The following is a 20,756-nucleotide window of genomic DNA, read 5'->3' on the forward strand; positions in this document are numbered from 1 at the left end:
GCCCGCGTCGACCAGCGAGACGCGGTGGCCTAATGACCACTGATCACGAACATAGCGCTGCTATCGATGAGGCTGCAGCCTGGCTGCGATCTGACAGCCGGGAGCGCATCAGCCGGCCAATTATCCCCCATCTGAAGCAGGCGTTCGGCCTGACCGCTGCTGAAGCGATCGAAGCGATCAGGGAAGCGAACCTGCGGCGGGCCCGCGCCACATGAGCGAAATTACGCCTAGCCGTAAAACTGGCCGACCGAAGGGCTACATCGCCAACTACCAGCCGCAGACCAAGACGCTGGCGCTGCTCGATGCGGTCGACATGGTTCTCACCGAATACCGGGAACACTGGCCGCTCACGATCCGCCATGTCTTTTATCGGCTGGTCGGCGCCTACGGTTATCCGAAGGATGAGTCGTTTTACTCGAAGCTGATCGACCATATCGGCAACGCGCGCCGCGGCCGGGTGATCCCGTTCAATGCGATCCGCGACGATGGCGTGGTCACGCACCGCATGGACCATTTTGACGACCAGAACCATTTCCTGCGCCATGTGCGGGTGCTCGGCAAAAACTACCATCGGAACATGCTCGCCAATCAAAACCTGCACGTCGAGGTCTGGTGCGAGGCCGCCGGCATGCTGTCGCAGCTCTTCAAGGTCAGCCGAGAATTCTCGGTGCAAGCCTATTCCTCAGGCGGCTTCGACAGTCTCACTGCGAAGAAGGATCTGGCCGATCGAATATGCGAGATCGCAAAGCCGACGGTGATCCTGCACCTGGGCGACTATGACCCGAGCGGCAAATCTGTGACAGTCGACCTCAAGCGCATCCCCCTGACTGCTGACCAAATGTTTCGCTATTCGCTGCCTACCGCCGCCCAAGAAGACCGACAGCCGCACCGCGCGATGGGAGGGTGAGACATGCCAACTCGAGGCGCTGTCGCCCGACAACATCGCTCATATCTTGCGGTCACATATCATCGACCTGTTCGACGTTCACCAGTTCCATGAAGACCGCGATATACAGGCACGCGAGCGGCAGTTGATCACTGCAGCCTTGCCGGCCCCGAGGGGGGATGCGTGACCGTCCAGCCCAGCCCATTCATCCCCGGCGCCGACGCCAGCAATCCGCGGTGGACCGGCTAGCGGAAGAAGATCCAGCGCAGCGCTGCCATCCACATGAGGTGGGGATCCACGTTCAAGGAATGCGAGGAGGCTTTCGCCGACTGGCACCACTGCGCCCTGCAAATCGTTCACGCCGAGAACATCAGCTTTCGGTTGCTGGCCTTCGTCCGACAGCACCTCAACATGAAGGCCGGGACCATCAGCGGCACGAATTTCGAATTTGCCAAGATGGGAGGAGGCTGCTCAATCAAAACGACATCCCGCGAGATAGGCCTGTACGAGCGGCTCGGCCTGTTCATCGTGAGCCGGTGTCGGCACAAAATCCCGGGTGGTGGCATCAACGAAGTGCGGACGCTTCGGTTGGCGCTGCCGACGCCCTTCAATCCAAAATTTACAGCGAGAGGTGAGGAGCCATGAGGACCACAGTGGTCCCGCATGCCGGCGCTGGTCTCCTGGACCACAGTGGTCCCGCATGGACCTTTCCCGCACCCCTCCGCAGGCGAGACCACAGTGGTCCCGCTAATACAGCCATCTTGCTCGGGTGACGCATGACACAACTCGACCTTTTCAAGCAGCCAGCAAGGAAGACCGGCCAGATAGTGGCATTCCCCGCCGATCGCCGCGCCGTCCTTATCCGCGCCACCGCCCACGAACTCTGCACCCTCCACTATATCGCCGGCCGCAAGTTCTGGAGCGAGCACGTCAAAGGCCTGCGAGCCCAGCTTCGCGCTGTCGGTGTTCCCTGCCGCCAAGTCGATATGGAAATCCGTCGATACTCGGCAGCCGTTGCCAGCACTATCGACCATTCCATGCCCAATCATGAAGCGCCGCCACCAACGGCAGCATAACCGTCCGCGAAGCGGAACGAGTGGGGGTGTGGGGCCTCAGGCCCCAAGTTTGCGGTGATGATGCCAACGCCGACATGAGCCTGATAGGCAAGGGGACTGGTGGTATCCGCCTCGTGACGGCGCGGCCAACAACCAGATAAATACGGCTGGTGTTGGTTTCTTCAATGAATACAACTCCGGTTGCTAAAGCCACTGTCGTGCCGCCCTCTCTACAGGGGGCGCCGAAACAAACGTCAACCTCGCCACACGCATCAATGAACTTCGCACCGCGCTGATCAACTACGGGTTGGCGGTATGATAGGAGAAACCATGTACACATTGACCTTTACCGAAGAGCAGATGGCGGTTGTCGACCGCGCCCCGCAGGACGTGCCTTTTAAATTTGCAATGCCGATCATTCAATCCATAAACGAGCAGCTTGTGAAGCAGCGCGATCCGGCTAAGGAAGCCGAAGAAGTGAAAAACTTGAAGAGCGCCTAAGCCGCCCGGCCTTCAACCGCAGCGAACCGGACTTTGTACATCGCCACCCACTTCTCGAAAGCGAAGTAGCTGATGGTCGCGGCTACAATTGTCAGCATCAGCGCGGTTGCCCACAATGTCCAATAGTCGCCGGCATTCGTCGCGGGTGCGATGGCATGTCCTCGCGCCTTCGTTGCCGTCCCGACCGAGTAGGCGATAACGGCAAAGTGATAGACGTACAGGCCGTACGAGATTCGACCCAGGAACCGCAACGGAGTGGCCGACAGCACCGTTGCTAGAAGCGGTGCGCGTAATCCGGCGTCGACCAGCCCGCCGAACATCAACGCCGCCAGAGGGTAACTGAAGGCAGAGGCCACGGGCGAGACCCACGGCGGCGCCAACGACAGGAAAGCAGCGCCAGCAGCCACGGCTACGGCGATCGAGAACCCCCAATGCCACTGCGGTCGAAGGATGTAGAGCGCCATTCCGCCCAGAACGCTCTCAGGTCGCAAGAACGGCGTAACCCAGATGATCGGGTGGCTCGCTCCGAGGCCGTAGACCGTCATCCGCGCAAGGAAGCAGTAGACGAACACAGCCAGCAGCGCTCCAAGAAAGACGGTTTTGCCGAACCGGCGATAAGCGAGAAAGACGAACGGGATCAGCAGGTAAATCTGGAACTCGAATGAGAGCGTCCACAGGTGCGCCGTGTTTGGGATCGACAGGTTGTAGCTCTTGAACCACGCGACGGCGTTATCGAGAAAAAGCGCCAGACCAGCCAGCCGGAAGTAGCCGTTGCCGTCCGGGCTGCCGTAGATGACCAGCATGGCGATCGCGAACAGGATCATCAGCGGGTAGATGCGCAGAAAGCGGCGCACAAAGAAATTCCGCACGCCGATGCCGCCTGTCTTGACGTACTCCGCATCGAGCAAGTGGAAAAACAGGAACGACGATATCAGGAAGAACAACTCGACGCCGACCCAGCCGTAGTTGTGCATCTTGTCAAGTACGGCAGACGCCGTGAAGTCCGACATGTGGTGGAAAAACACCGCAAGGAACGCGAAGAAGCGCAGGCCGTCTAGCGGCGCCAAGTACAATTTTGGAGAGGTCATGGCCGGCTTCTCGCACCAAATCCCCACAACCTCAAGAGGCACCCATGGCCGTAACCCGCGAGAAGCAAAGCCTTGACCTCGTGCTGGTGCACGAAGGCGGCTACTCAAACCACCCTGCCGACCCTGGCAGCCCAACAATGAAGGGCGTTACCCAGCGCGTCTATGACGGCTACCGCAAGCGCAAGGGCCCTTGCGCTTCAGGTATAGCAAGATGCCGGCAGCGTTGGCGCAGCCGGGTGAGGCCGTCCAACCGAAAGTCAAACGGCAGTTCCGCTCCACTCTCCAATCGGAGAAATTGGCTACAGTGCCGTCCTCTTTGATTGCGTGGCCTTCCACGCTGCCGTTGAAAGACAGTTAAAAGAAGGGCATGAGGAGCGCTGCCAAAGCTAGTTAGATTGGATGAGTCCTATGACGCAGAGCATTCTCGATAAGACATTGGCAGGGGCCCAGAAGGATCAGGAGACGGTTCGATCCGGCGAGCCGATCGGCAAGGTCCCCGACGGCGTGACGTTTCACGACATGACCGCTCACCTCGACGACAGGGGAAGCGTCACCGAGGTCTACGACCCTCGCTGGAATTGGCATCCCGATCCGCTTGTTTTTTGCTACATGTTTACCATACGACCGAGAACGGTGAAGGGTTGGGCGCTGCATAAGCTTCACGAGGATCGATACTTCGTTGTCGATGGCGAGATGGAGGTCGTCCTGTATGACCCAAGGCCCGAGTCGAGCACCTGCGGACAGGTATTTCGGATTGTTCTGTCTTCAGCCCGGCCACGCCTGATGAACATCCCCAGATTCGTCTGGCACGCGGACCACAACATCGGCGCGAGGGACGTTAGAGCAATCAATTTTCCTACAATGCAGTATGACCACGCCAATCCCGACAAATACCGGCTGCCGCTGGATACCGATTTGATCCCGGTCGACTTTGGCGGCCTCAAGGGATGGTAGACGACGCTCCGCCGCTCTTCAGCGTTCTGATGCCGACCCATAATCGTCCCGACTCTCTTGCCTATGCGATCCAGTCGGTGCTGGCGCAGACGGAGCAATCGTTCGAGCTTCTGGTCGTTGGCGACGGTGCAGCACCGGAGACCGAAGCGGTCGTGAAAAGCTTTTCCGACCCGCGCATTCGTTGGTTTGATTTCCCCAAGGCGCCTCACTTTGGCTATGCCAATCGAAATCTGGCGCTTCGATCGTCACGCGGGGAATTGATAGCCTTCGCCGCCGACGATGACCTGATGATGCCGGATCATCTTGCACTCATGCGCGGCCAGTTCGTCGATCCGTCGGTGGCACTTGTCTACGGCCAGGTCCTCTGGGTCTCGACCGACGGCATTTGCGGTCCTGATCTTACCAACCTGTTTTTTCCCGAAGAGCGGCGCCAATTCATGGCGAGAGGGAACACGATAGCGGCCTCAGGCGTCGTATATCGCGCCAGCGCTCTTGCAGAGCGGACGGTGTGGCCAGAAGATGTGAACGGGGCGGGAGACTGGGAGATCTGGCGTCGGATCGTGCTCACAAAGGGCTTCGCCGCCGTGCGCTACCTTCGCCTTCCTACGTGCCTGCATTTCTCCGCTAAGTGGAAAAACCTCAGAGACTCCGGATTCGCGAGGCTGACGGGCTTCATCAAAGCGTGTGAGACGTCGATCTGGTTTCCGGCGCCGCTACGGGTCGCCATTCCGACAGGACACCTGGAACAAAAGGTCTTCTGGGACATCATGTGTGTCGATCCCGATGGCTGGACCGCGCTCATTCGGGAAGCCGCAGCCGACGCCGTGAACCGACTTGCGCTCGACCGTCTCGAAAACCTGGCTACACCCGACTCGCCGCCCACACCACCTCCTCCCCCCGCTGCCCCAGATGACGGCCGAGCCGAGGCGCTTGCGGTAGAAGTACAGGCTCTCGCGATTGAAAGGGACGCTATGAAGATGGAGATGGAGGCGCTCAAGCGCTCGAAGAGTTGGCGTTGGACTGCCCCTTTAAGGCAATTGCGAAGGCATATCGGCCGATAGGAGCCGGCGCCAAAGGGCATGAAGCGGCCGGATAATCCTATTCGTCCCCGTCGCCGAGGTACGCCTTCACACGTCCGAAATCGCGGTACATTCCGCCGTCCGGGTGTTTCTTCTCATGCCAGGTGATCGCCCAATAGCCGGTGTCCTGAAGACCCTCCATGACCATCACCCGATCGCGGTCGGTCGGGAAATGCTCCTTGAGAAGATCGTTGACGGCATTCAAGCCGCCGTCTCGGTAGGCTTGCAGATATACATCATCGACCATGGGATAATTCCCCTTTTCGCGGACTGTTGCTACCGACAGGGATGTTGCAGCCGGTGCTCTAGCAAGAGGGTTAAGACCTCTTCGGTTTTGTCCCGCCGGTGCTTCTCTGCCAAAGCGACTCTATCATTGCTAGGCCCCAGCGGCATCGATATCAGGAGGTCGGTAAGTTGCGGGTTGCACTCGAAGAGGATTGCCCTGGCCAGTAGGTCGGCCGGCTCGCAGAGGCCTTTGAACCGGTCGATCCCGGCGCCAGGGCGGGCTTCGAACGCCTCCCGCTTAGTAGTTTCGGCGCCCGCGGTGCAGGTCGTCGCACCCATCACCAACGACAAAGCATCGCTTTCATGGCTGAAGCATCGCGCGCAAGCTGCGCCCCCGCAAGGGCGTGCTTGGATTTTTAAGGATGTCGGCGCATCATCATCGGCGGAGCGTGAGAACTCCCGCGGATGGCCCTGCCGGGCTATTTGCACCCAGAGCGTTGGCGGGGCGATCCCTCCAAGGATCGATATTGCCAACGGGTAGAACGAGCCGACTTAGCCGTCGGAGCGAAACGGCAGCACTATGCCGGGAGAGCGGCGGCTATACAAGACCCGAAAGGGAAAGGCCGTTCGCGCATGGTCTCTGGCCATGTTCTCACCCTCCCGGCGCCAGTGCTGTCCATTGGCAACCGGCCGTGAGAAGCCGAAACCAGAGAGCCTACATCATGACCATCCATCAACCTGAAATGCGCCGTGGCAATCGCCACCTCGATCGAGCGGCTGATTGACCTGCTCGACGCCATGAGCCCGGGAAAGCCTCGGATGGGGATATGGCAGCCAACTGGAGTTGCACGCCCAGGACGGCGAGCGCGAGGAGGAGAACGAGCACGGCGGCGACATCAACGACGATAACGAGTGTGAGCAAGACGCCGTAGACTGTGACTGGCCCGGCTTCATATGGGGCGGCGGGGAAGGCGGCGGCCGAGCGCACGAAGGTGCTTGAACCGTAACAATGTTACATTTGGCCCGCTGCCTCACGGTGGCGGGCCTTTTAGGCGCGCCGGCTTACTGCGACTGTCTTGACCGGTCCCCACATTCCGCCTGTAAAACTTTCAGAATCGGCGATCTGCAACATGTTCGGCCGGTCTCTTCTATATTTTTCTCCGAACCAACCTTCATACTCGATCTGGATTAGGAACTCGGCCTGGGCAATCCAAAAGCTCTGACGCGGATCTCTATGGGTTAGACCAAAGGAACATGAGGTCCTAGCACCGTTCTGGAGGAGACGGATCACGCTGGAAGGCTCGAAACAAGCCAACCATCGGCCCTTGTTCTCGTCATTGGCGCCGGCGCCCAACGCCGCCCGCAGCGCTGCCTGATCGGTAACAAGGAGCCTTATGTTCTTTGCAGGGATCGATCCGGAGTTAAGGATGACCAGGTCATACGCGATCCCTTCAGTGCCGCCGTGGTGCGTCTCAACCATTGCCGTTACAATCGGCCGAAACTGACGGTACCAAAAGAAGATGGAAAAACCTAAGGCCACCGCCGAGACAACCAGTGCAACGGCTGCGACTGCAAGATTGAGCAAGTCTGCGTATACGCCCATTATTGCCCTTTTCCGTAACCTCAACAGTAGCAAGAACCAATTCACCCGCATCGCCGCTGCCTTTCCCTGGCGGCCGGGTGTATCATTTCGTACCCGAAACGCTTGCGCCTATTTCTTTTTCCCGCCACTGCTGGTGGTGGGCGTCACCTTCGGCGCGCCGCCGCCAGAAACCGGCTTATACCCGCCCTGCACATTGCTTTTGGTCGGGGAGTAGCCCTTCTTGACGGCAGCCTGTTGTACCGTCTTGGTCGTCCCTTTCTTGTCAGTCATTTCCTTCCTCCGTTCGATCAATGTCTAAGAACTCAAGGGTGCTCACCTCTGATGCCTGGACCCAAAGGCCATTTGGCATTGGCACCCAGCTGCCGCCTCTGCCCCGACTGAAAATTTGCTCGACGTAAATGTCGCGGTCGTTGTCGGAGGAAGCGAACGACCGGCGCCCGTAATATCCATGGAAGACAGTGCCGTCTTTCAACGTGATGATGAGCCAATGCTCGGTCCGCTGGGCAAACTTCCAGTCCCATGCGGTCGGCATGGTGTGGACGACCTCAAGGTTCAGTTTCTCACAAATTGTTCCATACCATCCCTTTTGGTGCCCTAGTCCGAGTAGAAGGCCGATGGCCATGGGCACGATGATGATCAGGCCGGCCCATCCAATCCAGACCCACCACGGCGCTGAGTCCTTATGAATGCCTAGGGCGAACAGCGGCAGGACCGCCGCATAATAAATGACGGTCACTACCAAGTAGGAGAGCAGGGCTTCGGTATGAGAGGGGGGTGCGTCCAGTGAGGAATTGTGCACGCACGTAGAGAATGAGCAAACCCGGGACGAGCAGGGCGAGGCCATTGGCGACCTTAGACAGGTCTTCCACCTCGAACCCCATTGTCGCGAATCACTCCTGTTTGTCGGGCGGCGGACTTTCGCGCGCGAAATTGCAGGAGTTCAATGAGCCTTCGTGATTAATCACAGGGAAGATTGTTGCCCCAATTGTTGCCCTGGATCTTGGGTTGCCAAATCGGTCGAGCCGCTAACTTCAGTAAGTGTTTGGAAATGTTGGCTCCCCGGGCCGGATTCGAACCAGCGACCAACCGGTTAACAGCCGGTTGCTCTACCACTGAGCTACCGGGGAATAGAGGCTCTCATGTGAGTGGCGCAGCCTATAGCAAACCCTTTTCGGCTTTGCAAAGAAGCATTTCGCATTTTTTAGCGCATTTTCACCCAATGGTTTCTGGCAATCGCCGGATGACACCACATATGAGCCGTCTTGGGCGCCGTCGGACCTTGGTCGGCGGAACCTGAACGGCGATTGCAGCCTTTAGCGCATATGGCTTTATCGAAGGCAACCGGATCGACTTTCGACATGACTGCAGCAGACGAAAACCAGGCACCGGCGCGGAAAATCTCGGTGTTCGGGCGCGAGTTCACCATGCCGCGCTCGCGCGGGCTGAGGATCGCCATCGGTATCGTTCTGGTGTTTTTCGGCCTTCTCGGCTTCCTGCCGATTCTCGGCTTTTGGATGATTCCGCTCGGCCTTTTGGTGCTTTCCTACGAATTTGCCGCGGTGCGCCGCCTGCGGCGCCGGTTCGTCGTCTGGTGGGAACGGCGTCGCCGGCCAAGTTGAAAGCGATGGCGCGCGATCCCGGAGCGGCCGCTTCGCTTTTCCAGCCCGTCGCAGATTTCCCCCTCAAGATCTCCTTGAGAACGGCAACTGCTGGTGCCAGCCGCGCGCGATATGCGGTGAAAGCCGGTTTGCACCCGCTGCGTAAAGCTGCGGGTTCGAGTTTCGCCGGTCGCGCAGCCATGCTTGACGAGCGGCCAATATGCCGGCGCCAGCCGCTGAAACCGCTCGGGAACCACGTTGCGGAGGCTGATGAGGAAAGCACGCCGGAATGCCGCGCGCACGCTTGACGACCTTTCGCTGCCACCATATTGAGTTCGCTCGCCGGGAGCGATGAGGCCTCGTGGCGGAGTGGTTACGCAGAGGACTGCAAATCCTTGCACCCCGGTTCGATTCCGGGCGAGGCCTCCAGTCGCTTCAGCTCCCGCATGTCGGGGGCTTGAGTTCCGGGCGAATGCGCCGCAGTGTCGGCGCGACAAGCGCATTTCAGCGCATTGGCTTTTTGACGGATTGGTTGGGACATGAGCGCTGATTTTTCCGAACTTCGCGTCAAGATGGTCGACGGCCAGGTCCGCACCACGGATGTGACCGACGCAGCATTGCTCGATGCCATGCTTGCCGTGCCGCGCGAGGCCTTTGTCGGGGCCGGCCAACAGGCTCTCGCCTATATTGACGAGGATATCCGCATCTCCGACGGCACCAATGGCAGCGGTGCGCGCTACCTCATGGAGCCGTCGCCATTGGCCAAGCTTTTGCAGTTGGCCGAGATCGACGCTGGCGATTCGGTGCTCGATGTCGGCTGCGGCACCGGGTATTCCGCGGCGCTGCTGTCCAGGTTGGCCAAATCCGTCGTGGCGCTGGAAAGCGATACAGCACTGGCGGAAGCAGCCAAAGCGGCGCTTTCGGCGCAGGGCTGCGATAACGTCACGGTGGTCACCGGCCCACTGCCGCAAGGTCATGCCGCCAAGGCGCCCTACAATGTGATTCTCATCGGCGGCAGCGTCGAGAAAGTGCCTGCGGCGCTGCTTGACCAGCTTGCCGAAGGCGGCCGGCTGGTGGCTGTGGAAGGGCAGGGCAATGCGGGCGTAGCCCGGCTCTTTTTCAACGCAGGGGGGGTTGTAACCGGAAGACGGGCATTTAATGCGGCAATTAAGCCACTACCCGGATTTGAACGCATTCATGCCTTCGAGTTCTAAGTGATTTTGCCTTGCAGCAAAGACTCTGTCATGTTGGCTTACGATTGAACAATCGTTGCTGATTGGTTAACCGGGGTTTCGGGAGCTGTCAGCGGGGGAACGATAGATCGACGCGGCGCTGGCCGATCCCTAGGGATGGGCTGGCGTGGCGTGGTTCCCGTGCAAAACGAATGAGGGATATAAAGTGCCGTCCTTAGCCAAGAGTCTGTTTGTTACCGTCCTCATTTCCGCGACAGCGCTTTCGCCGATAGCCGCCTCGGCGGAAACCATTCTCGGCGCGCTTTCCAAGGCCTACCAGAACAATTCCTCGCTGAATTCGGCCCGTGCCGGCGTGCGCGTCACCGATGAGGGCGTGGCGATCGCCAAGTCGGGCTATCGCCCGGTGATCACTGGTTCGGCTGACATCGATTACACCTCCAGGCACCTAAACGGCAGGAACGCGAGCCTGGCATTGACCACCGGCAGCTTCGGCGTTCGGATTGACCAGACGCTGTTCGACGGCTTCCAGACCAAGAACAGGGTCGCGTCGGCCGCTGCACAGGTGAGGGCCTCGGTCGAGGGCCTGCGCAACACCGAAGAGAACACGCTGTTCAACGCGGCGAGCGCCTATATGGACGTGATTCGCGACCGCCAGGTGGCGGTGCTGACCGAACAGAATCTGCAGTTCCTGACCGAGCAGGCGCGCGCGGCACGCTCGCGCTTCGAGGTCGGCGAGGGCACGCGCACCGATGTGGCGCAGGCCGACGCGTCTCGTTCGGCCGCGGTGGCGCAATTGAGTGCTGCCCGTGCGCAGGCTCTGGCCAGTGCAGCAACCTATCATCAGATCGTCGGTGACGAGCCGGGCAAGCTCAAGGCCGCGTCGCCGTTGGCGAAGCTGTTGCCGAGGAGTCTCGAGGCGGCGATCGGCATTGCATCGAACGAGCATCCGGCCATCCTGGCCGCCCTACATTCCGTCGATGCAGCGGGATTTGATGTAAAGACGCAGGAAGGTGCGTTGCTGCCGCAGTTGACTGCCAGTGCCGGCCTTTCCCATGCCTATCAAAATACTGTACCTGGCGCGGGGAATTCGGACGGCGACTCCAATGCCGCCACGGTCGGCGCGACGCTGACCGTTCCGATCTATTCGGGCGGCCGTACCTCCGCACTCGTTCGTCAGTCGAAGGAATCGCTCAGCCAGGCTCGCATCGAGGTGGATGTCAGCCGTGACTCGGTGCGCCAGGCCGTGACCTCGGCATGGACGCAATACATCGCAGCGCGGGAAAGCGTCGACGCTAATCGGCAGGTGATCGCGGCCGCACAGTTGGCGCTCAACGGCGTCATCGAGGAGCGCAATGTCGGACAGCGCACCACGCTCGACGTGTTGAATGCCCAGAACGCCGTCATCTCGGCAAAGATCGACCTCGCCAGCTCCGAGCGCGATGTGGTTGTAGCCAGCTACGCCATCCTGTCGGCCATGGGCCGCCTGTCGGCCGATCGCCTGGCGTTGAATGTGGTGAAGTACAAGCCTGAAGAGCACTACAGAGCCGTCAAGGACAAATGGATCGGGCTGCGTACGCCGGACGGTCGTTGAGCCCACCTGGGCGGCTCAAATCCCGCCAGGGTTGAAGCATTTCACGCCGCGCTTCCCATGGATGCGCGGCGTTTGTCTTTTGTAGCCTAAATTGTTGAAATCCGGCGTCTTCCGAGATTGGGGATTCTCGGATGGCGATCCGTCGGCTACGCTGTCGCCATGATTCGTATCCGGCTTTGCCGGACAGGAATCCAGGAACGGGTCACTACAGCGCCACGCGTCCGATGGATGCGCAAAGGACGCTGTAGAACTTTGATTTGCGCCTGATCCTCTTCGAAAATCGAAAATCGATTTTCGGGATCATGCGCGGGGGCGGCGGATGTGACGATGGCGACGGCAAGCAGCGCACAGCGCGAACCTTCCATGGAAGAAATACTGGCTTCCATCAGGAGGATCATCGAAGACAGCGACACCGGCCGCAAGCTGCCGGGCGACGCCGATGAGTTGCGCCAGGACCTTGTGCCGGCCGCCGGGCCTGTTTCGGATGTCGAGGCATTCCGCAGCGAATTGCACAGCTCGACCGAAAGCAAGAAGCCGGTGACGCTGGCCGAGGTGCAGGCCCAACTGGCCGAGCCGGTGGTTGCGCGGCCGGAGCCGCGCTCCGAGCCGTCGCCAGTGAAGCCTGCCATTGCGGCAAATGCCACGACCGCCGCGCCACCCGCGCATGCTCCGATGACCCTGGCGGAAGTGAGCGCCAGGATAGCCAGCGAGCCTGCTCCCGCCGTCAGGGCAGAAGCTGCAGTGCGGGCAAAGGCGGAAGCCACCGACTCGATCGTCACGGATTGGCGCCGCGAAATCGCGGCGGTTGGCAATCAGACAAAACCGGCTGAGACAGTACGGCAGCCGGAGATCAGGCAGCCAGAGACTGAAAATCGGCAGGCAGCAATCGCGGAGGTCGAGGCTTTCGAAGACGATCTCGCTGCCGAGCCGGCTTTCGAGGCTCATCCTTCGCGCAGCGAGCACGCGCGCCCGGCCGATACAACTCCGGTTCGGTCGGCGATCGTTTCGGAACATACGGGACGGCAGGTCGCAGCCGCCTTCGGCGAGCTCTCCGACGCCTTCGCCAGCCGCAGCAAGAAGACCGTCGACGAGATGGCCGAGGAGATGCTGCGGCCGATGTTGCAGGACTGGCTGGACAACAATCTGCCGACGCTGGTCGAGCGCCTGGTACGCGAAGAAATCGAGCGCGTCGCGCGCGGCGCGCAGTAGACATCACCATAGCCCGTTCCGGATTAAGGCGCCGCCTTCGGGCGACGCTTTCGCTGCAGGTCAGCTTCCGGCCGATGTCGCGAACACGATCAGGTTACCGTCGGGATCGCTGACGATGAAGGTGCAGGCATGGCCTTCCCGTTGAAATGACCAGGGCCCCGCCTATTTGCGTTGAAGGACTGAGGCCGCCCTCGCGGTTGACTTGGCCAAAACCTTCCGATTTACACCGGGTCAGCAAAACTCCCGACCGCGCGGACCATTTTCCCATGCTTGAAAAGACCTACGACGCCAAGACCGTCGAGCCCAGGATCGCCAAAATCTGGGAAGAGGCGGACGCATTTCGCGCCGGCGCCGGCGCCGAGGAGGGGGCGGAGGCCTTCACCATCGTCATCCCGCCGCCCAACGTCACCGGCTCGCTGCATATGGGCCATGCACTCAACAACACGCTGCAGGACATACTCGTGCGCTTCGAGCGCATGCGCGGCAAAAACGTGCTGTGGCAGCCCGGCATGGATCATGCCGGCATCGCCACGCAGATGGTGGTCGAACGCCAGCTGATGGAAAAGCAGATACATCGCCGCGATCTCACCCGCGAACAGTTCATCGACAAGGTCTGGGAGTGGAAGGCCGAGTCCGGCGGCGCCATTTTCAACCAGCTGAAGCGGCTCGGCGCCTCGGCGGACTGGTCGCGCGAACGCTTCACCATGGATGAAGGCCTGTCCAAGGCCGTGCTCGAAGTTTTTGTCAGCCTCTACAAGGAAGGGCTGATCTACAAGGACAAGCGCCTTGTGAACTGGGACCCGAAGCTGTTGACGGCGATCTCCGACCTGGAGGTCGAGCCGCAGGAGGTCAATGGCAATCTCTGGCACTTCCGCTATCCGATCGAGGGCGAGATTTTCGATCCGGAAAATCCTGGGACATTCATCACCGTGGCGACGACACGGCCCGAGACGATGCTGGGCGATACGGCAGTCGCCGTGCACCCGGACGACGAGCGCTACCGGCATCTGGTCGGCAAGAATGTCGTGTTGCCGATCGTCGGCCGGAAAATTCCGGTTGTGGCTGACGAGTATTCCGACCCGGAAAAGGGTTCCGGCGCCGTCAAGATCACGCCGGCGCACGACTTCAACGATTTCGAGGTTGGCAAGCGCCACAAGCTGCCGGCGATCAACATCCTGACCATCGAGGCGGCAATAACGCTCAGGGATAACGAGGATTTTCTCGCCGGGCTCGACGTGACGCCGGAGCGCCAGGCCGTCTGGGACGAGCTCGACGGTCTCGACCGTTTCGTCGCGCGCAAGAAAATCGTCGAGCTGATGGAGGCCGGCGGCTTCCTCGACAAGATCGAGCCGCATCGCCACGCCGTGCCGCATGGCGACCGCGGCGGCGTGCCGATCGAGCCGTTTCTGACCGAGCAGTGGTATGCAAACGCCGCCGAGCTGGCCAAGCCGGCGATCGCATCGGTGCGCGAAGGCCGTACCAACTTCGTGCCCAAGAACTGGGAAAAGACCTATTTCGACTGGATGGAGAACATCCAGCCCTGGTGTATTTCACGCCAGCTATGGTGGGGTCACCAGATCCCGGCCTGGTACGGGCCGGACGGCCGGGTCTTCGTCGAGAAGACCGAGGAAGAGGCGCTGGGCGCCGCGATCGAATATTATCTGGCGCTGGAAGGTCCATGGAAGGCCTGGGTCGAGGACAAGCTCGAGACCTTCAAGCCGGGCGAGATCCTGACCCGCGACGAGGACGTGCTCGACACCTGGTTCTCGTCGGCGCTTTGGCCGTTCTCGACACTGGGCTGGCCGGATCACACGCCGGAGCTGAAAACCTATTACCAGACCGACGTGCTGGTGACCGGTTTCGACATCATCTTCTTCTGGGTCGCCCGGATGATGGTGATGGGCCTGCATTTCATGCACGAGGAGCCGTTCCACACCGTCTATGTGCATGCGCTGGTGCGCGACAAGAACGGGCAGAAGATGTCGAAGTCGAAAGGCAACGTCATCGATCCGCTCGACCTCATCGACGAGTTTGGTGCTGACGCACTGCGCTTCACGCTGACGGTGATGGCGGCGCAGGGGCGCGACGTAAAACTCGATCCGGCGCGCATCGCCGGCTACCGCAATTTCGGCACCAAGCTGTGGAACGCGACACGCTTTGCCGAGATGAACGAGGTCGCGCGCAATGACGATTTTTGGCTGAACGACGCCAAGTTGCCGGTCAACCGCTGGATCCTGACCGAATTGACCCGGGCGTCGCACGCGATCACCGAGGGCATCACCTCATACCGCTTCAACGAGGCGGCAGGGGCTGCCTACCGCTTCGTCTGGAACCTGTTTTGCGACTGGTATCTCGAACTGCTCAAGCCGGTGTTCATGGGCACTGACGAGGCGGCCAAAGCCGAAAGCCGCGCCTGCGTCGCCTTCGTGCTCGACGAGATCTACAAGCTGCTTCACCCGATGATGCCGTTCATGACCGAGGAGTTGTGGGCGCAGACGGCGGGCGAGGGCCGGACGCGCGCAACGCTGCTTTGCCACGCCGCCTGGCCGTCGCCGGACTTCGAGGACGCGGACGCGGCCGCCGACATCAACTGGCTGGTCGATCTGGTGTCCGGCATCCGCTCCGTGCGCTCCGAAATGAACGTGCCGCCGGCGGCGATCGCACCGTTGGTGGTGGTTGGCGCCAGCGTCGAGACCCGGCAGAGGCTCGACCGCCATGCGTCCGCCATCAAGCGGCTGGCGCGGGTCGGCGATATCTCGCTGGAGGACGCGGCACCCAAGGGCTCGGCCCAGATCGTGGTCAACGAGGCGACGGTCTGCCTGCCGCTCGGCAGCCTGATCGATCTCTCCGCCGAGGCGGCGCGGCTGCAGAAAGAACTGGCCAAGGTGACCGAGGAAATCGCGCGGTTGCACAAGAAGCTGTCGAATGAACGGTTCGTCGCCAGCGCGCCGGAAGAGATCGTCGCGGCCGAGCGCGAAAAACTCGACGAATACCGCGATCAGCAGGAGAAGCTTTCGGTGGCGTTGACCAGGGTGCGCGACGCTGGTTGAGCGCTGGATTCGCAAGGCGCCGGCAAGTGCTTGGCGGCGGTTCTTTTGCTCGAACAACAGGCATTCCGTAAGGTTAATATTGACGTAAACGGAAAGTTTCAGCCCCATTGTTGCCATAATGTAACAATCGGGCCAAATAGCTCCGAAAGGGCTTGTTTTTGAGCTTTTTGTGACGGGTTTCACAGAATTCTTTCGCTGATCTGCCCCCGGAAAGTCGTTTTTCGGCCTTGCTTCGGAACCAGCCGCTGTGCCGGAAAGGCAGCCGGCTCAGGTGTACATGTACGCTATGTGAATTCATTGTTGCGCCGTTAACCCGAATTGGTTCTAGCTTTACCCACTAGTATTTCGGGGAGGATATCCATGAACAATCTGCGTTTTAAAACACTGCTGGGGGCGGGGTGTTTTTCGCTGGGCTTGATCGGTTCCGTACATGCCGGCGGCATCGAGCGCGGTGGCTACGACATCGACCTTCTGTTCGATCCGGCGCGCTTCGCCACCGAAGCCGAGGCGACCTACGTGATGCCTGAGCGCAAGCTCAAGAATGCCGTCGACGGCAACGCGACGCTCAACTTCAAAAGCACAGCTGATGACAGCGAAGGCTACTGGGTGCCGCGCATAGGCTTCAAGGCCGAGGTGGTTAAAGACGTCGACTGCATGGCTGACTATTCGCAGCCTTGGGGCGCGCATACGAATCCTGGCATCTGGAACGGCTCTTTCTCCAACATCGAAACCGATATCAAGAGCAATAATTACGCAGCCACCTGCTCCTACAAAATGGATGCCGGCAAGGGCCAGCTACGTTTTATCGGCGGTGTCTTTTACCAAGAAGTCTATGGTTTCAAGGAAAGCTTCATCACGCCGCTGGCGCCTGGCGCCGTTGGCCGCGTTGACCTAAAGGGTACCGGCTGGGGCTGGCGCGCCGGCCTTGCTTATGAGATCCCCGAAATCGCGCTGCGTGCCAGCCTCGTTTATAACTCGCAGGTCAAGTTGGACAATCTTGAGGGTACGCTCGACCTATCGCAAGTCGGCCAGGGTAAACCTGACATCTACGGTTCCGCGTCTATGCCGGATTCGGTGGAATTGAAGCTTCAGTCAGGCATCGCGCCTGGCTGGCTCGCTTTCGGCTCGATCAAATGGGTCAACTGGAGTGTGCTGCAGAGCATTCCGATCTGCTCGCAAGCAACCAAGGGCCTTGCACCTTGCACGACGATTTCCCCATTTCCAGTTAGGCTAACCTCGCTCGACCTGATGTACCGCGATGGCTGGACGGTGACCTCCGGCATCGGCCACAAGTTCAATGAGCAGTGGAGTGGTGCCGCCCAGCTATCTTGGGATCGCGGCACGTCGCACGGTGTTGGCTCGCAGACCGATACCTGGACGCTCGGTGGCGGCGTCGCTTACACGCCAACCGCCAACATCGAAGTGCGGCTGGCCGGCGCGGTTGGTGTACTGACCAGTGGTCACTCAGGCACGTTGACTGACGAGAATGGCTATGAGGCCGGTACCGACGTCAGCTACGACTTCGGCAACGATCTGGTCACGGCAATTTCGGGCGGCGTCAAGATCAAGTTCTAAGGCTCTGAAAATTATAACGAAAGGCCGGGTATAGCCCGGCCTTTTTGTTTTGTGGGTGGACCATCGAGCGATGACGGAAAACTTGGTGTTGCAAATCCGTCGCATCACTTTCACCTCTCGCAATTGTGACGTTTTGGCAACAGTTCCCGACCAACCCCCGCGCTACAGCCTCGCCCGAAGAAATTGCCCATTTCCCGCCATAAACCCGGCGCACCTCGAATTCGTCTCGGGACACGCACCACAAGGCTCGGCGATGAGGCAGGCCGCACCGCCCGCGGCAAGGAAGAGAATGGACGCCAAAGTCATTTCCAAGGCTAAGCTCCCTAGCCGCCATGTGACCGTCGGTCCGGCGCGTGCGCCGCACCGTTCGTATCTCTATGCCATGGGCCTGTCTGCCGCCGAGATCGCACAGCCGCTGGTCGGCGTCGCCTCCTGCTGGAACGAAGCGGCGCCTTGCAACATCTCGCTGATGCGCCAGGCGCAAGTGGTCAAGAAGGGCGTCGCCGCAGCCAACGGCACGCCGCGCGAATTCTGCACCATCACCGTCACCGACGGTATCGCCATGGGCCACCAGGGCATGAAGTCGTCGCTGGTGTCGCGCGATGTCATCGCCGACTCGGTCGAACTCACCATGCGCGGCCATTGCTACGATGCGCTGGTCGGCCTTGCCGGCTGCGACAAGTCGCTGCCCGGCATGATGATGGCCATGGTGCGGCTCAACGTGCCGTCGATCTTCATCTATGGCGGCTCGATCCTGCCGGGCTCCTATCGCGGCCGCCAGATCACTGTGCAGGACGTGTTCGAGGCGGTCGGCCAGCATTCGGTCGGCACGGTCAGCGATGCCGAACTGCTCGAGATCGAGCAGGCGGCGTGTCCGTCCGCCGGCTCCTGCGGGGCCCAGTTCACAGCCAACACCATGGCCACCGTCGCCGAGGCGATTGGCCTCGCGCTGCCCTATTCCTGCGGCGCGCCGGCGCCTTACGAGATGCGCGACCGCTTCAATTTCGCGTCCGGCGAAAAGATCATGGAGCTGATCGCCAAGAACATCCGGCCGCGCGACATCGTCACGCTGAAGGCGCTGGAGAATGCGGCGACCGTGGTCTCGGCCACCGGCGGCTCGACGAATGCGGCTTTGCACCTGCCGGCGATCGCGCATGAGGCAGGCATCAAGTTCGACCTGTTCGACGTTGCCGCGATTTTCGAGAAGACGCCTTACATCGCCGACCTCAAGCCGGGCGGCAAATATGTCGCCAAGGACATGTTCGAGGCCGGCGGCATTCCGCTGTTGATGAAGACGCTGCTCGACCATGGCTATCTGCATGGCGACTGTATGAGCGTGACTGGCCGTACTTTGGCCGAAAACATGGAGCATGTTGCCTGGAATGATAGCCAGGATGTGGTCCGTCCCGCCAACCGACCAATCACCCAAACCGGCGGTGTCGTGGGCTTGAAGGGCAACCTTGCCCCCGAAGGCGCGATCGTGAAGGTCGCGGGCATGACGGAGCTGAAATTCTCAGGTCCGGCACGGTGTTTCGATTCGGAAGAGGAATGTTTCGAGGCGGTCACGCACCGCAACTACCGGGAAGGCGAGGTTCTCGTCATCCGTTACGAAGGTCCGCGCGGCGGCCCGGGCATGCGCGAGATGCTGTCGACGACGGCGGCGCTCTACGGCCAGGGCATGGGCGGCAAGGTCGCTCTCATCACCGACGGTCGTTTCTCGGGCGCGACGCGCGGTTTCTGCATCGGTCATGTCGGGCCCGAAGCTGCCGTTGGCGGCCCGATCGGGCTCTTGAAAGACGGCGATGTGATTTCGATCGATGCAACCAAAGGCACGATCGAGGTCGACCTGTCCGAGGCCGAACTGGAAACGCGGGCGAAGGCCTGGAAGGCGCGCACGACCGACTATCAGTCGGGCGCGATCTGGAAATACGCACAAACGGTAGGGCCTGCCCGCGACGGCGCGGTCACCCATCCGGGCGGTGCCAAAGAAACACATTGCTATGCGGATATCTGAGTTGTTGAGGTCGTCTGTCCTTCCGGCACTGGTCGCTGTTGCGATCTTTGGCGCCGTGGGCCAGGCCATGGCCTTCGACGACAAGGTGTTCGACGACAAGACCGGCGTGAAGCCGCAATCGAGCCCATGGGCCGTGTTCCAGTTCGGCTTCTCCGCTTACAAGAGCGGCCACAAGGAACAGGCGGTCGAGGCCTATAAATACGCCGCCGAGAACGGCCAGATCGGCGCCACCTGGAAGCTCGCGCGCATGTACGCCGAAGGCGACGGCGTGACGCGCGACGACTATGCGGCCTTCAAATTCTTCTCCGAGATCGTCGATCAGGATGTCGAGCCGGGATCGCCGGAGGAAAGCTATGTCTCCGACGCGCTGGTGGCGCTGGGCGACTATCTCCGGACAGGTATCCCCGGCAGCCCGGTCGAGGAAAACGAGGTCGCGGCGCAGGAATATTACATGCGCGCGGCCGCCAACTACCGCAACCCGAACGCCCAGTTCGAGATGGGCCAGATGTTTTTGAAGGGCGAGGGCGGCGTCAAGGCCAGCGTCAAGCAGGCCGGCCGCTGGTTCCAACTCGCCGCCGAAAAAGGCCATGCCGGCGCCCAGGCGACGCTCGGCAATCTTCTGTTCCAGAGCGGCAAGATCGTGCGCGGGCTGGCCATGATGACCGCCGCGCTCGAACGCGCCTCGCCGAGCGACCAGCCGTGGATCCGCGGCATGCAGGAAGAGGCATTTGCCGCCGCCGGCGAAGCCGACCGCCGCACGGCGATTTCGCTTGCCGACGATCTTCTCACCAAGGGTGGTGACGACCAGTGAAATTGCCAATCTCCCCCCTTGAGGGGGAGATGCCCGGCAGGGCAGAGGGGGGCGCTGTCCCGCTGGCATTTCAGTTGACTAAAGTTTGCCCGGGTTGGACTGAGAGGGTGAGCTTGTTTGACCGAAAGGTCGCGTTTCTTCGCGCCCCCCTCTGGCCTGCCGGCCATCTCCCCCCTCAAAGGCATAGGCGCTAAGATAGCTTTGGCATGGACTGAAACTTGCGCTTTCGTGGTGGTTCGCGCCAGCGATATCGCAAGGCATGGAGATTTTGGCGCAGGGCCGCCAAGGAAGGTTGAGTAAAGATGGTCGCGATCAGAGAGGCGA

The 20,756-nt window shown here is 60.7% G+C and carries 22 protein-coding genes and 2 tRNA genes; 17 read left to right on the forward strand and 7 right to left on the reverse strand.

What is annotated here, in order from left to right:
• Positions 1-32: 32 nt before the first annotated feature.
• The 5 genes from NKI35_RS14895 to NKI35_RS14915 all read left to right on the forward strand — a co-directional run bounded on the left by NKI35_RS14895 (position 33) and on the right by NKI35_RS14915 (position 2,442).
• Positions 33-215, forward strand: coding sequence for a hypothetical protein (locus tag NKI35_RS14895; protein WP_031197728.1), 183 nt, complete (start codon positions 33-35; stop codon positions 213-215).
• A complete protein-coding gene (locus tag NKI35_RS14900) occupies positions 212-907 on the forward strand; it encodes a hypothetical protein (RefSeq protein ID WP_352740633.1) in 696 nt (231 codons plus the stop codon). Before NKI35_RS14895 ends, NKI35_RS14900 begins: the two co-directional genes overlap by 4 nt.
• A 261-nt stretch (positions 908-1,168) precedes the next feature.
• Positions 1,169-1,531, forward strand: coding sequence for a hypothetical protein (locus NKI35_RS14905; RefSeq protein WP_352740635.1), 363 nt, complete (start codon positions 1,169-1,171; stop codon positions 1,529-1,531).
• A 131-nt stretch (positions 1,532-1,662) separates the two neighbouring features.
• The gene (locus tag NKI35_RS14910; protein WP_352740637.1) at positions 1,663-1,962 is read left to right on the forward strand and encodes a DUF6074 family protein; all 300 of its coding nucleotides are present in this window, start codon (positions 1,663-1,665) and stop codon (positions 1,960-1,962) included.
• 309 nt (positions 1,963-2,271) lie between these two features.
• Positions 2,272-2,442 (forward strand): hypothetical protein, encoded by a 171-nt coding sequence (locus tag NKI35_RS14915; protein ID WP_352740639.1) that lies wholly within the window; start codon positions 2,272-2,274, stop codon positions 2,440-2,442.
• Here NKI35_RS14915 and NKI35_RS14920 read toward each other — a convergent pair.
• Entirely contained in the window at positions 2,439-3,530 is a 1,092-nt protein-coding gene (locus NKI35_RS14920) for an acyltransferase family protein (RefSeq protein ID WP_352740640.1), read from the reverse strand. The two genes, NKI35_RS14915 and NKI35_RS14920, sit on opposite strands and share 4 nt — an antisense overlap.
• A 44-nt stretch (positions 3,531-3,574) precedes the next feature.
• On the opposite strand from NKI35_RS14920, the gene NKI35_RS14925 reads away from it, so the two are divergent.
• The 3 genes from NKI35_RS14925 to NKI35_RS14935 all read left to right on the forward strand — a co-directional run bounded on the left by NKI35_RS14925 (position 3,575) and on the right by NKI35_RS14935 (position 5,545).
• Positions 3,575-3,850, forward strand: a complete 276-nt coding sequence (locus NKI35_RS14925; protein WP_352740642.1) for a glycosyl hydrolase 108 family protein — start codon at positions 3,575-3,577, stop codon at positions 3,848-3,850.
• Positions 3,851-3,938: 88 nt separating this feature from the next.
• Positions 3,939-4,484 (forward strand): cupin domain-containing protein, encoded by a 546-nt coding sequence (locus NKI35_RS14930; RefSeq protein ID WP_023681672.1) that lies wholly within the window; start codon positions 3,939-3,941, stop codon positions 4,482-4,484.
• Positions 4,478-5,545: a glycosyltransferase family 2 protein gene (locus tag NKI35_RS14935; protein ID WP_023681671.1), complete on the forward strand. Its 1,068-nt coding sequence runs from the start codon at positions 4,478-4,480 to the stop codon at positions 5,543-5,545. The genes NKI35_RS14930 and NKI35_RS14935 overlap by 7 nt, the downstream gene beginning before the upstream one ends.
• 37 nt (positions 5,546-5,582) lie before the next feature.
• Here the strand turns inward: NKI35_RS14935 and NKI35_RS14940 are convergent, their stop codons facing one another.
• The 5 genes from NKI35_RS14940 to NKI35_RS14960 all read right to left on the reverse strand — a co-directional run bounded on the left by NKI35_RS14940 (position 5,583) and on the right by NKI35_RS14960 (position 8,518).
• Positions 5,583-5,810 (reverse strand): hypothetical protein, encoded by a 228-nt coding sequence (locus tag NKI35_RS14940; RefSeq protein WP_023739028.1) that lies wholly within the window; start codon positions 5,808-5,810, stop codon positions 5,583-5,585.
• Positions 5,811-6,836: 1,026 nt separating this feature from the next.
• Positions 6,837-7,391: a DUF8453 domain-containing protein gene (locus NKI35_RS14945; RefSeq protein ID WP_023749168.1), complete on the reverse strand. Its 555-nt coding sequence runs from the start codon at positions 7,389-7,391 to the stop codon at positions 6,837-6,839.
• A 108-nt stretch (positions 7,392-7,499) separates the two neighbouring features.
• The gene (locus NKI35_RS14950; protein WP_023739024.1) at positions 7,500-7,661 is read right to left on the reverse strand and encodes a hypothetical protein; all 162 of its coding nucleotides are present in this window, start codon (positions 7,659-7,661) and stop codon (positions 7,500-7,502) included.
• A complete protein-coding gene (locus NKI35_RS14955) occupies positions 7,654-8,133 on the reverse strand; it encodes a DUF6338 family protein (protein ID WP_352740645.1) in 480 nt (159 codons plus the stop codon). Before NKI35_RS14955 ends, NKI35_RS14950 begins: the two co-directional genes overlap by 8 nt.
• A gap of 310 nt (positions 8,134-8,443) precedes the next feature.
• Positions 8,444-8,518: transfer RNA gene (locus tag NKI35_RS14960), tRNA-Asn, on the reverse strand.
• Positions 8,519-8,749: 231 nt separating this feature from the next.
• Here NKI35_RS14960 and NKI35_RS14965 point away from each other — a divergent pair.
• From NKI35_RS14965 to NKI35_RS14980, 4 genes are all read left to right on the forward strand, one after another.
• Positions 8,750-9,010 (forward strand): PGPGW domain-containing protein, encoded by a 261-nt coding sequence (locus tag NKI35_RS14965; protein WP_031203994.1) that lies wholly within the window; start codon positions 8,750-8,752, stop codon positions 9,008-9,010.
• Between the two features lie 334 nt (positions 9,011-9,344).
• Positions 9,345-9,418 (forward strand) — tRNA-Cys (locus NKI35_RS14970).
• A 110-nt stretch (positions 9,419-9,528) separates the two neighbouring features.
• Positions 9,529-10,203, forward strand: coding sequence for a protein-L-isoaspartate O-methyltransferase family protein (locus NKI35_RS14975; protein ID WP_023744773.1), 675 nt, complete (start codon positions 9,529-9,531; stop codon positions 10,201-10,203).
• A 184-nt stretch (positions 10,204-10,387) separates the two neighbouring features.
• Entirely contained in the window at positions 10,388-11,773 is a 1,386-nt protein-coding gene (locus tag NKI35_RS14980) for a TolC family outer membrane protein (protein ID WP_023667706.1), read from the forward strand.
• A 146-nt stretch (positions 11,774-11,919) separates the two neighbouring features.
• Here the strand turns inward: NKI35_RS14980 and NKI35_RS14985 are convergent, their stop codons facing one another.
• On the reverse strand, positions 11,920-12,159 hold the full coding sequence (locus NKI35_RS14985; RefSeq protein WP_196814986.1) for a hypothetical protein: 240 nt from the start codon (positions 12,157-12,159) through the stop codon (positions 11,920-11,922).
• Here NKI35_RS14985 and NKI35_RS14990 point away from each other — a divergent pair.
• The 5 genes from NKI35_RS14990 to NKI35_RS15010 all read left to right on the forward strand — a co-directional run bounded on the left by NKI35_RS14990 (position 12,101) and on the right by NKI35_RS15010 (position 20,432).
• Positions 12,101-12,982: a PopZ family protein gene (locus NKI35_RS14990; protein ID WP_352740648.1), complete on the forward strand. Its 882-nt coding sequence runs from the start codon at positions 12,101-12,103 to the stop codon at positions 12,980-12,982. The genes NKI35_RS14985 and NKI35_RS14990 overlap by 59 nt on opposite strands.
• A 266-nt stretch (positions 12,983-13,248) precedes the next feature.
• Positions 13,249-16,032, forward strand: coding sequence for a valine--tRNA ligase (locus NKI35_RS14995; protein WP_352740650.1), 2,784 nt, complete (start codon positions 13,249-13,251; stop codon positions 16,030-16,032).
• Between the two features lie 360 nt (positions 16,033-16,392).
• A complete protein-coding gene (locus NKI35_RS15000; protein WP_023701680.1) occupies positions 16,393-17,607 on the forward strand; it encodes an OmpP1/FadL family transporter in 1,215 nt (404 codons plus the stop codon).
• Between the two features lie 289 nt (positions 17,608-17,896).
• A complete protein-coding gene (gene ilvD, locus NKI35_RS15005; RefSeq protein ID WP_352740652.1) occupies positions 17,897-19,621 on the forward strand; it encodes a dihydroxy-acid dehydratase in 1,725 nt (574 codons plus the stop codon).
• The gene (locus NKI35_RS15010; RefSeq protein ID WP_023714413.1) at positions 19,608-20,432 is read left to right on the forward strand and encodes a tetratricopeptide repeat protein; all 825 of its coding nucleotides are present in this window, start codon (positions 19,608-19,610) and stop codon (positions 20,430-20,432) included. Before ilvD ends, NKI35_RS15010 begins: the two co-directional genes overlap by 14 nt.
• Positions 20,433-20,756: the final 324 nt, after the last annotated feature.

This window comes from Mesorhizobium sp. M0676, assembly GCF_040320535.1.
Classification (GTDB): domain Bacteria; phylum Pseudomonadota; class Alphaproteobacteria; order Rhizobiales; family Rhizobiaceae; genus Mesorhizobium.

Excerpts from the sequence above, each read along its gene's own strand:
- NKI35_RS14895 (WP_031197728.1), top strand. The coding sequence starts at position 33 with ATGACCACTGATCACGAACATAGCGCTGCTATCGATGAGGCTGCAGCC.
- NKI35_RS14900 (WP_352740633.1), top strand. The coding sequence starts at position 212 with ATGAGCGAAATTACGCCTAGCCGTAAAACTGGCCGACCGAAGGGCTAC.
- NKI35_RS14905 (WP_352740635.1), top strand. The coding sequence starts at position 1,169 with ATGAGGTGGGGATCCACGTTCAAGGAATGCGAGGAGGCTTTCGCCGAC.
- NKI35_RS14910 (WP_352740637.1), top strand. The coding sequence starts at position 1,663 with ATGACACAACTCGACCTTTTCAAGCAGCCAGCAAGGAAGACCGGCCAG.
- NKI35_RS14915 (WP_352740639.1), top strand. The coding sequence starts at position 2,272 with ATGTACACATTGACCTTTACCGAAGAGCAGATGGCGGTTGTCGACCGC.
- NKI35_RS14920 (WP_352740640.1), bottom strand. The coding sequence starts at position 3,530 with ATGACCTCTCCAAAATTGTACTTGGCGCCGCTAGACGGCCTGCGCTTC.
- NKI35_RS14925 (WP_352740642.1), top strand. The coding sequence starts at position 3,575 with ATGGCCGTAACCCGCGAGAAGCAAAGCCTTGACCTCGTGCTGGTGCAC.
- NKI35_RS14930 (WP_023681672.1), top strand. The coding sequence starts at position 3,939 with ATGACGCAGAGCATTCTCGATAAGACATTGGCAGGGGCCCAGAAGGAT.
- NKI35_RS14935 (WP_023681671.1), top strand. The coding sequence starts at position 4,478 with ATGGTAGACGACGCTCCGCCGCTCTTCAGCGTTCTGATGCCGACCCAT.
- NKI35_RS14940 (WP_023739028.1), bottom strand. The coding sequence starts at position 5,810 with ATGGTCGATGATGTATATCTGCAAGCCTACCGAGACGGCGGCTTGAAT.
- NKI35_RS14945 (WP_023749168.1), bottom strand. The coding sequence starts at position 7,391 with ATGGGCGTATACGCAGACTTGCTCAATCTTGCAGTCGCAGCCGTTGCA.
- NKI35_RS14950 (WP_023739024.1), bottom strand. The coding sequence starts at position 7,661 with ATGACTGACAAGAAAGGGACGACCAAGACGGTACAACAGGCTGCCGTC.
- NKI35_RS14965 (WP_031203994.1), top strand. The coding sequence starts at position 8,750 with ATGACTGCAGCAGACGAAAACCAGGCACCGGCGCGGAAAATCTCGGTG.
- NKI35_RS14975 (WP_023744773.1), top strand. The coding sequence starts at position 9,529 with ATGAGCGCTGATTTTTCCGAACTTCGCGTCAAGATGGTCGACGGCCAG.
- NKI35_RS14990 (WP_352740648.1), top strand. The coding sequence starts at position 12,101 with ATGGCGACGGCAAGCAGCGCACAGCGCGAACCTTCCATGGAAGAAATA.
- NKI35_RS14985 (WP_196814986.1), bottom strand. The coding sequence starts at position 12,159 with ATGGAAGCCAGTATTTCTTCCATGGAAGGTTCGCGCTGTGCGCTGCTT.
- NKI35_RS14995 (WP_352740650.1), top strand. The coding sequence starts at position 13,249 with ATGCTTGAAAAGACCTACGACGCCAAGACCGTCGAGCCCAGGATCGCC.
- NKI35_RS15000 (WP_023701680.1), top strand. The coding sequence starts at position 16,393 with ATGAACAATCTGCGTTTTAAAACACTGCTGGGGGCGGGGTGTTTTTCG.
- ilvD (WP_352740652.1), top strand. The coding sequence starts at position 17,897 with ATGGACGCCAAAGTCATTTCCAAGGCTAAGCTCCCTAGCCGCCATGTG.
- NKI35_RS15010 (WP_023714413.1), top strand. The coding sequence starts at position 19,608 with ATGCGGATATCTGAGTTGTTGAGGTCGTCTGTCCTTCCGGCACTGGTC.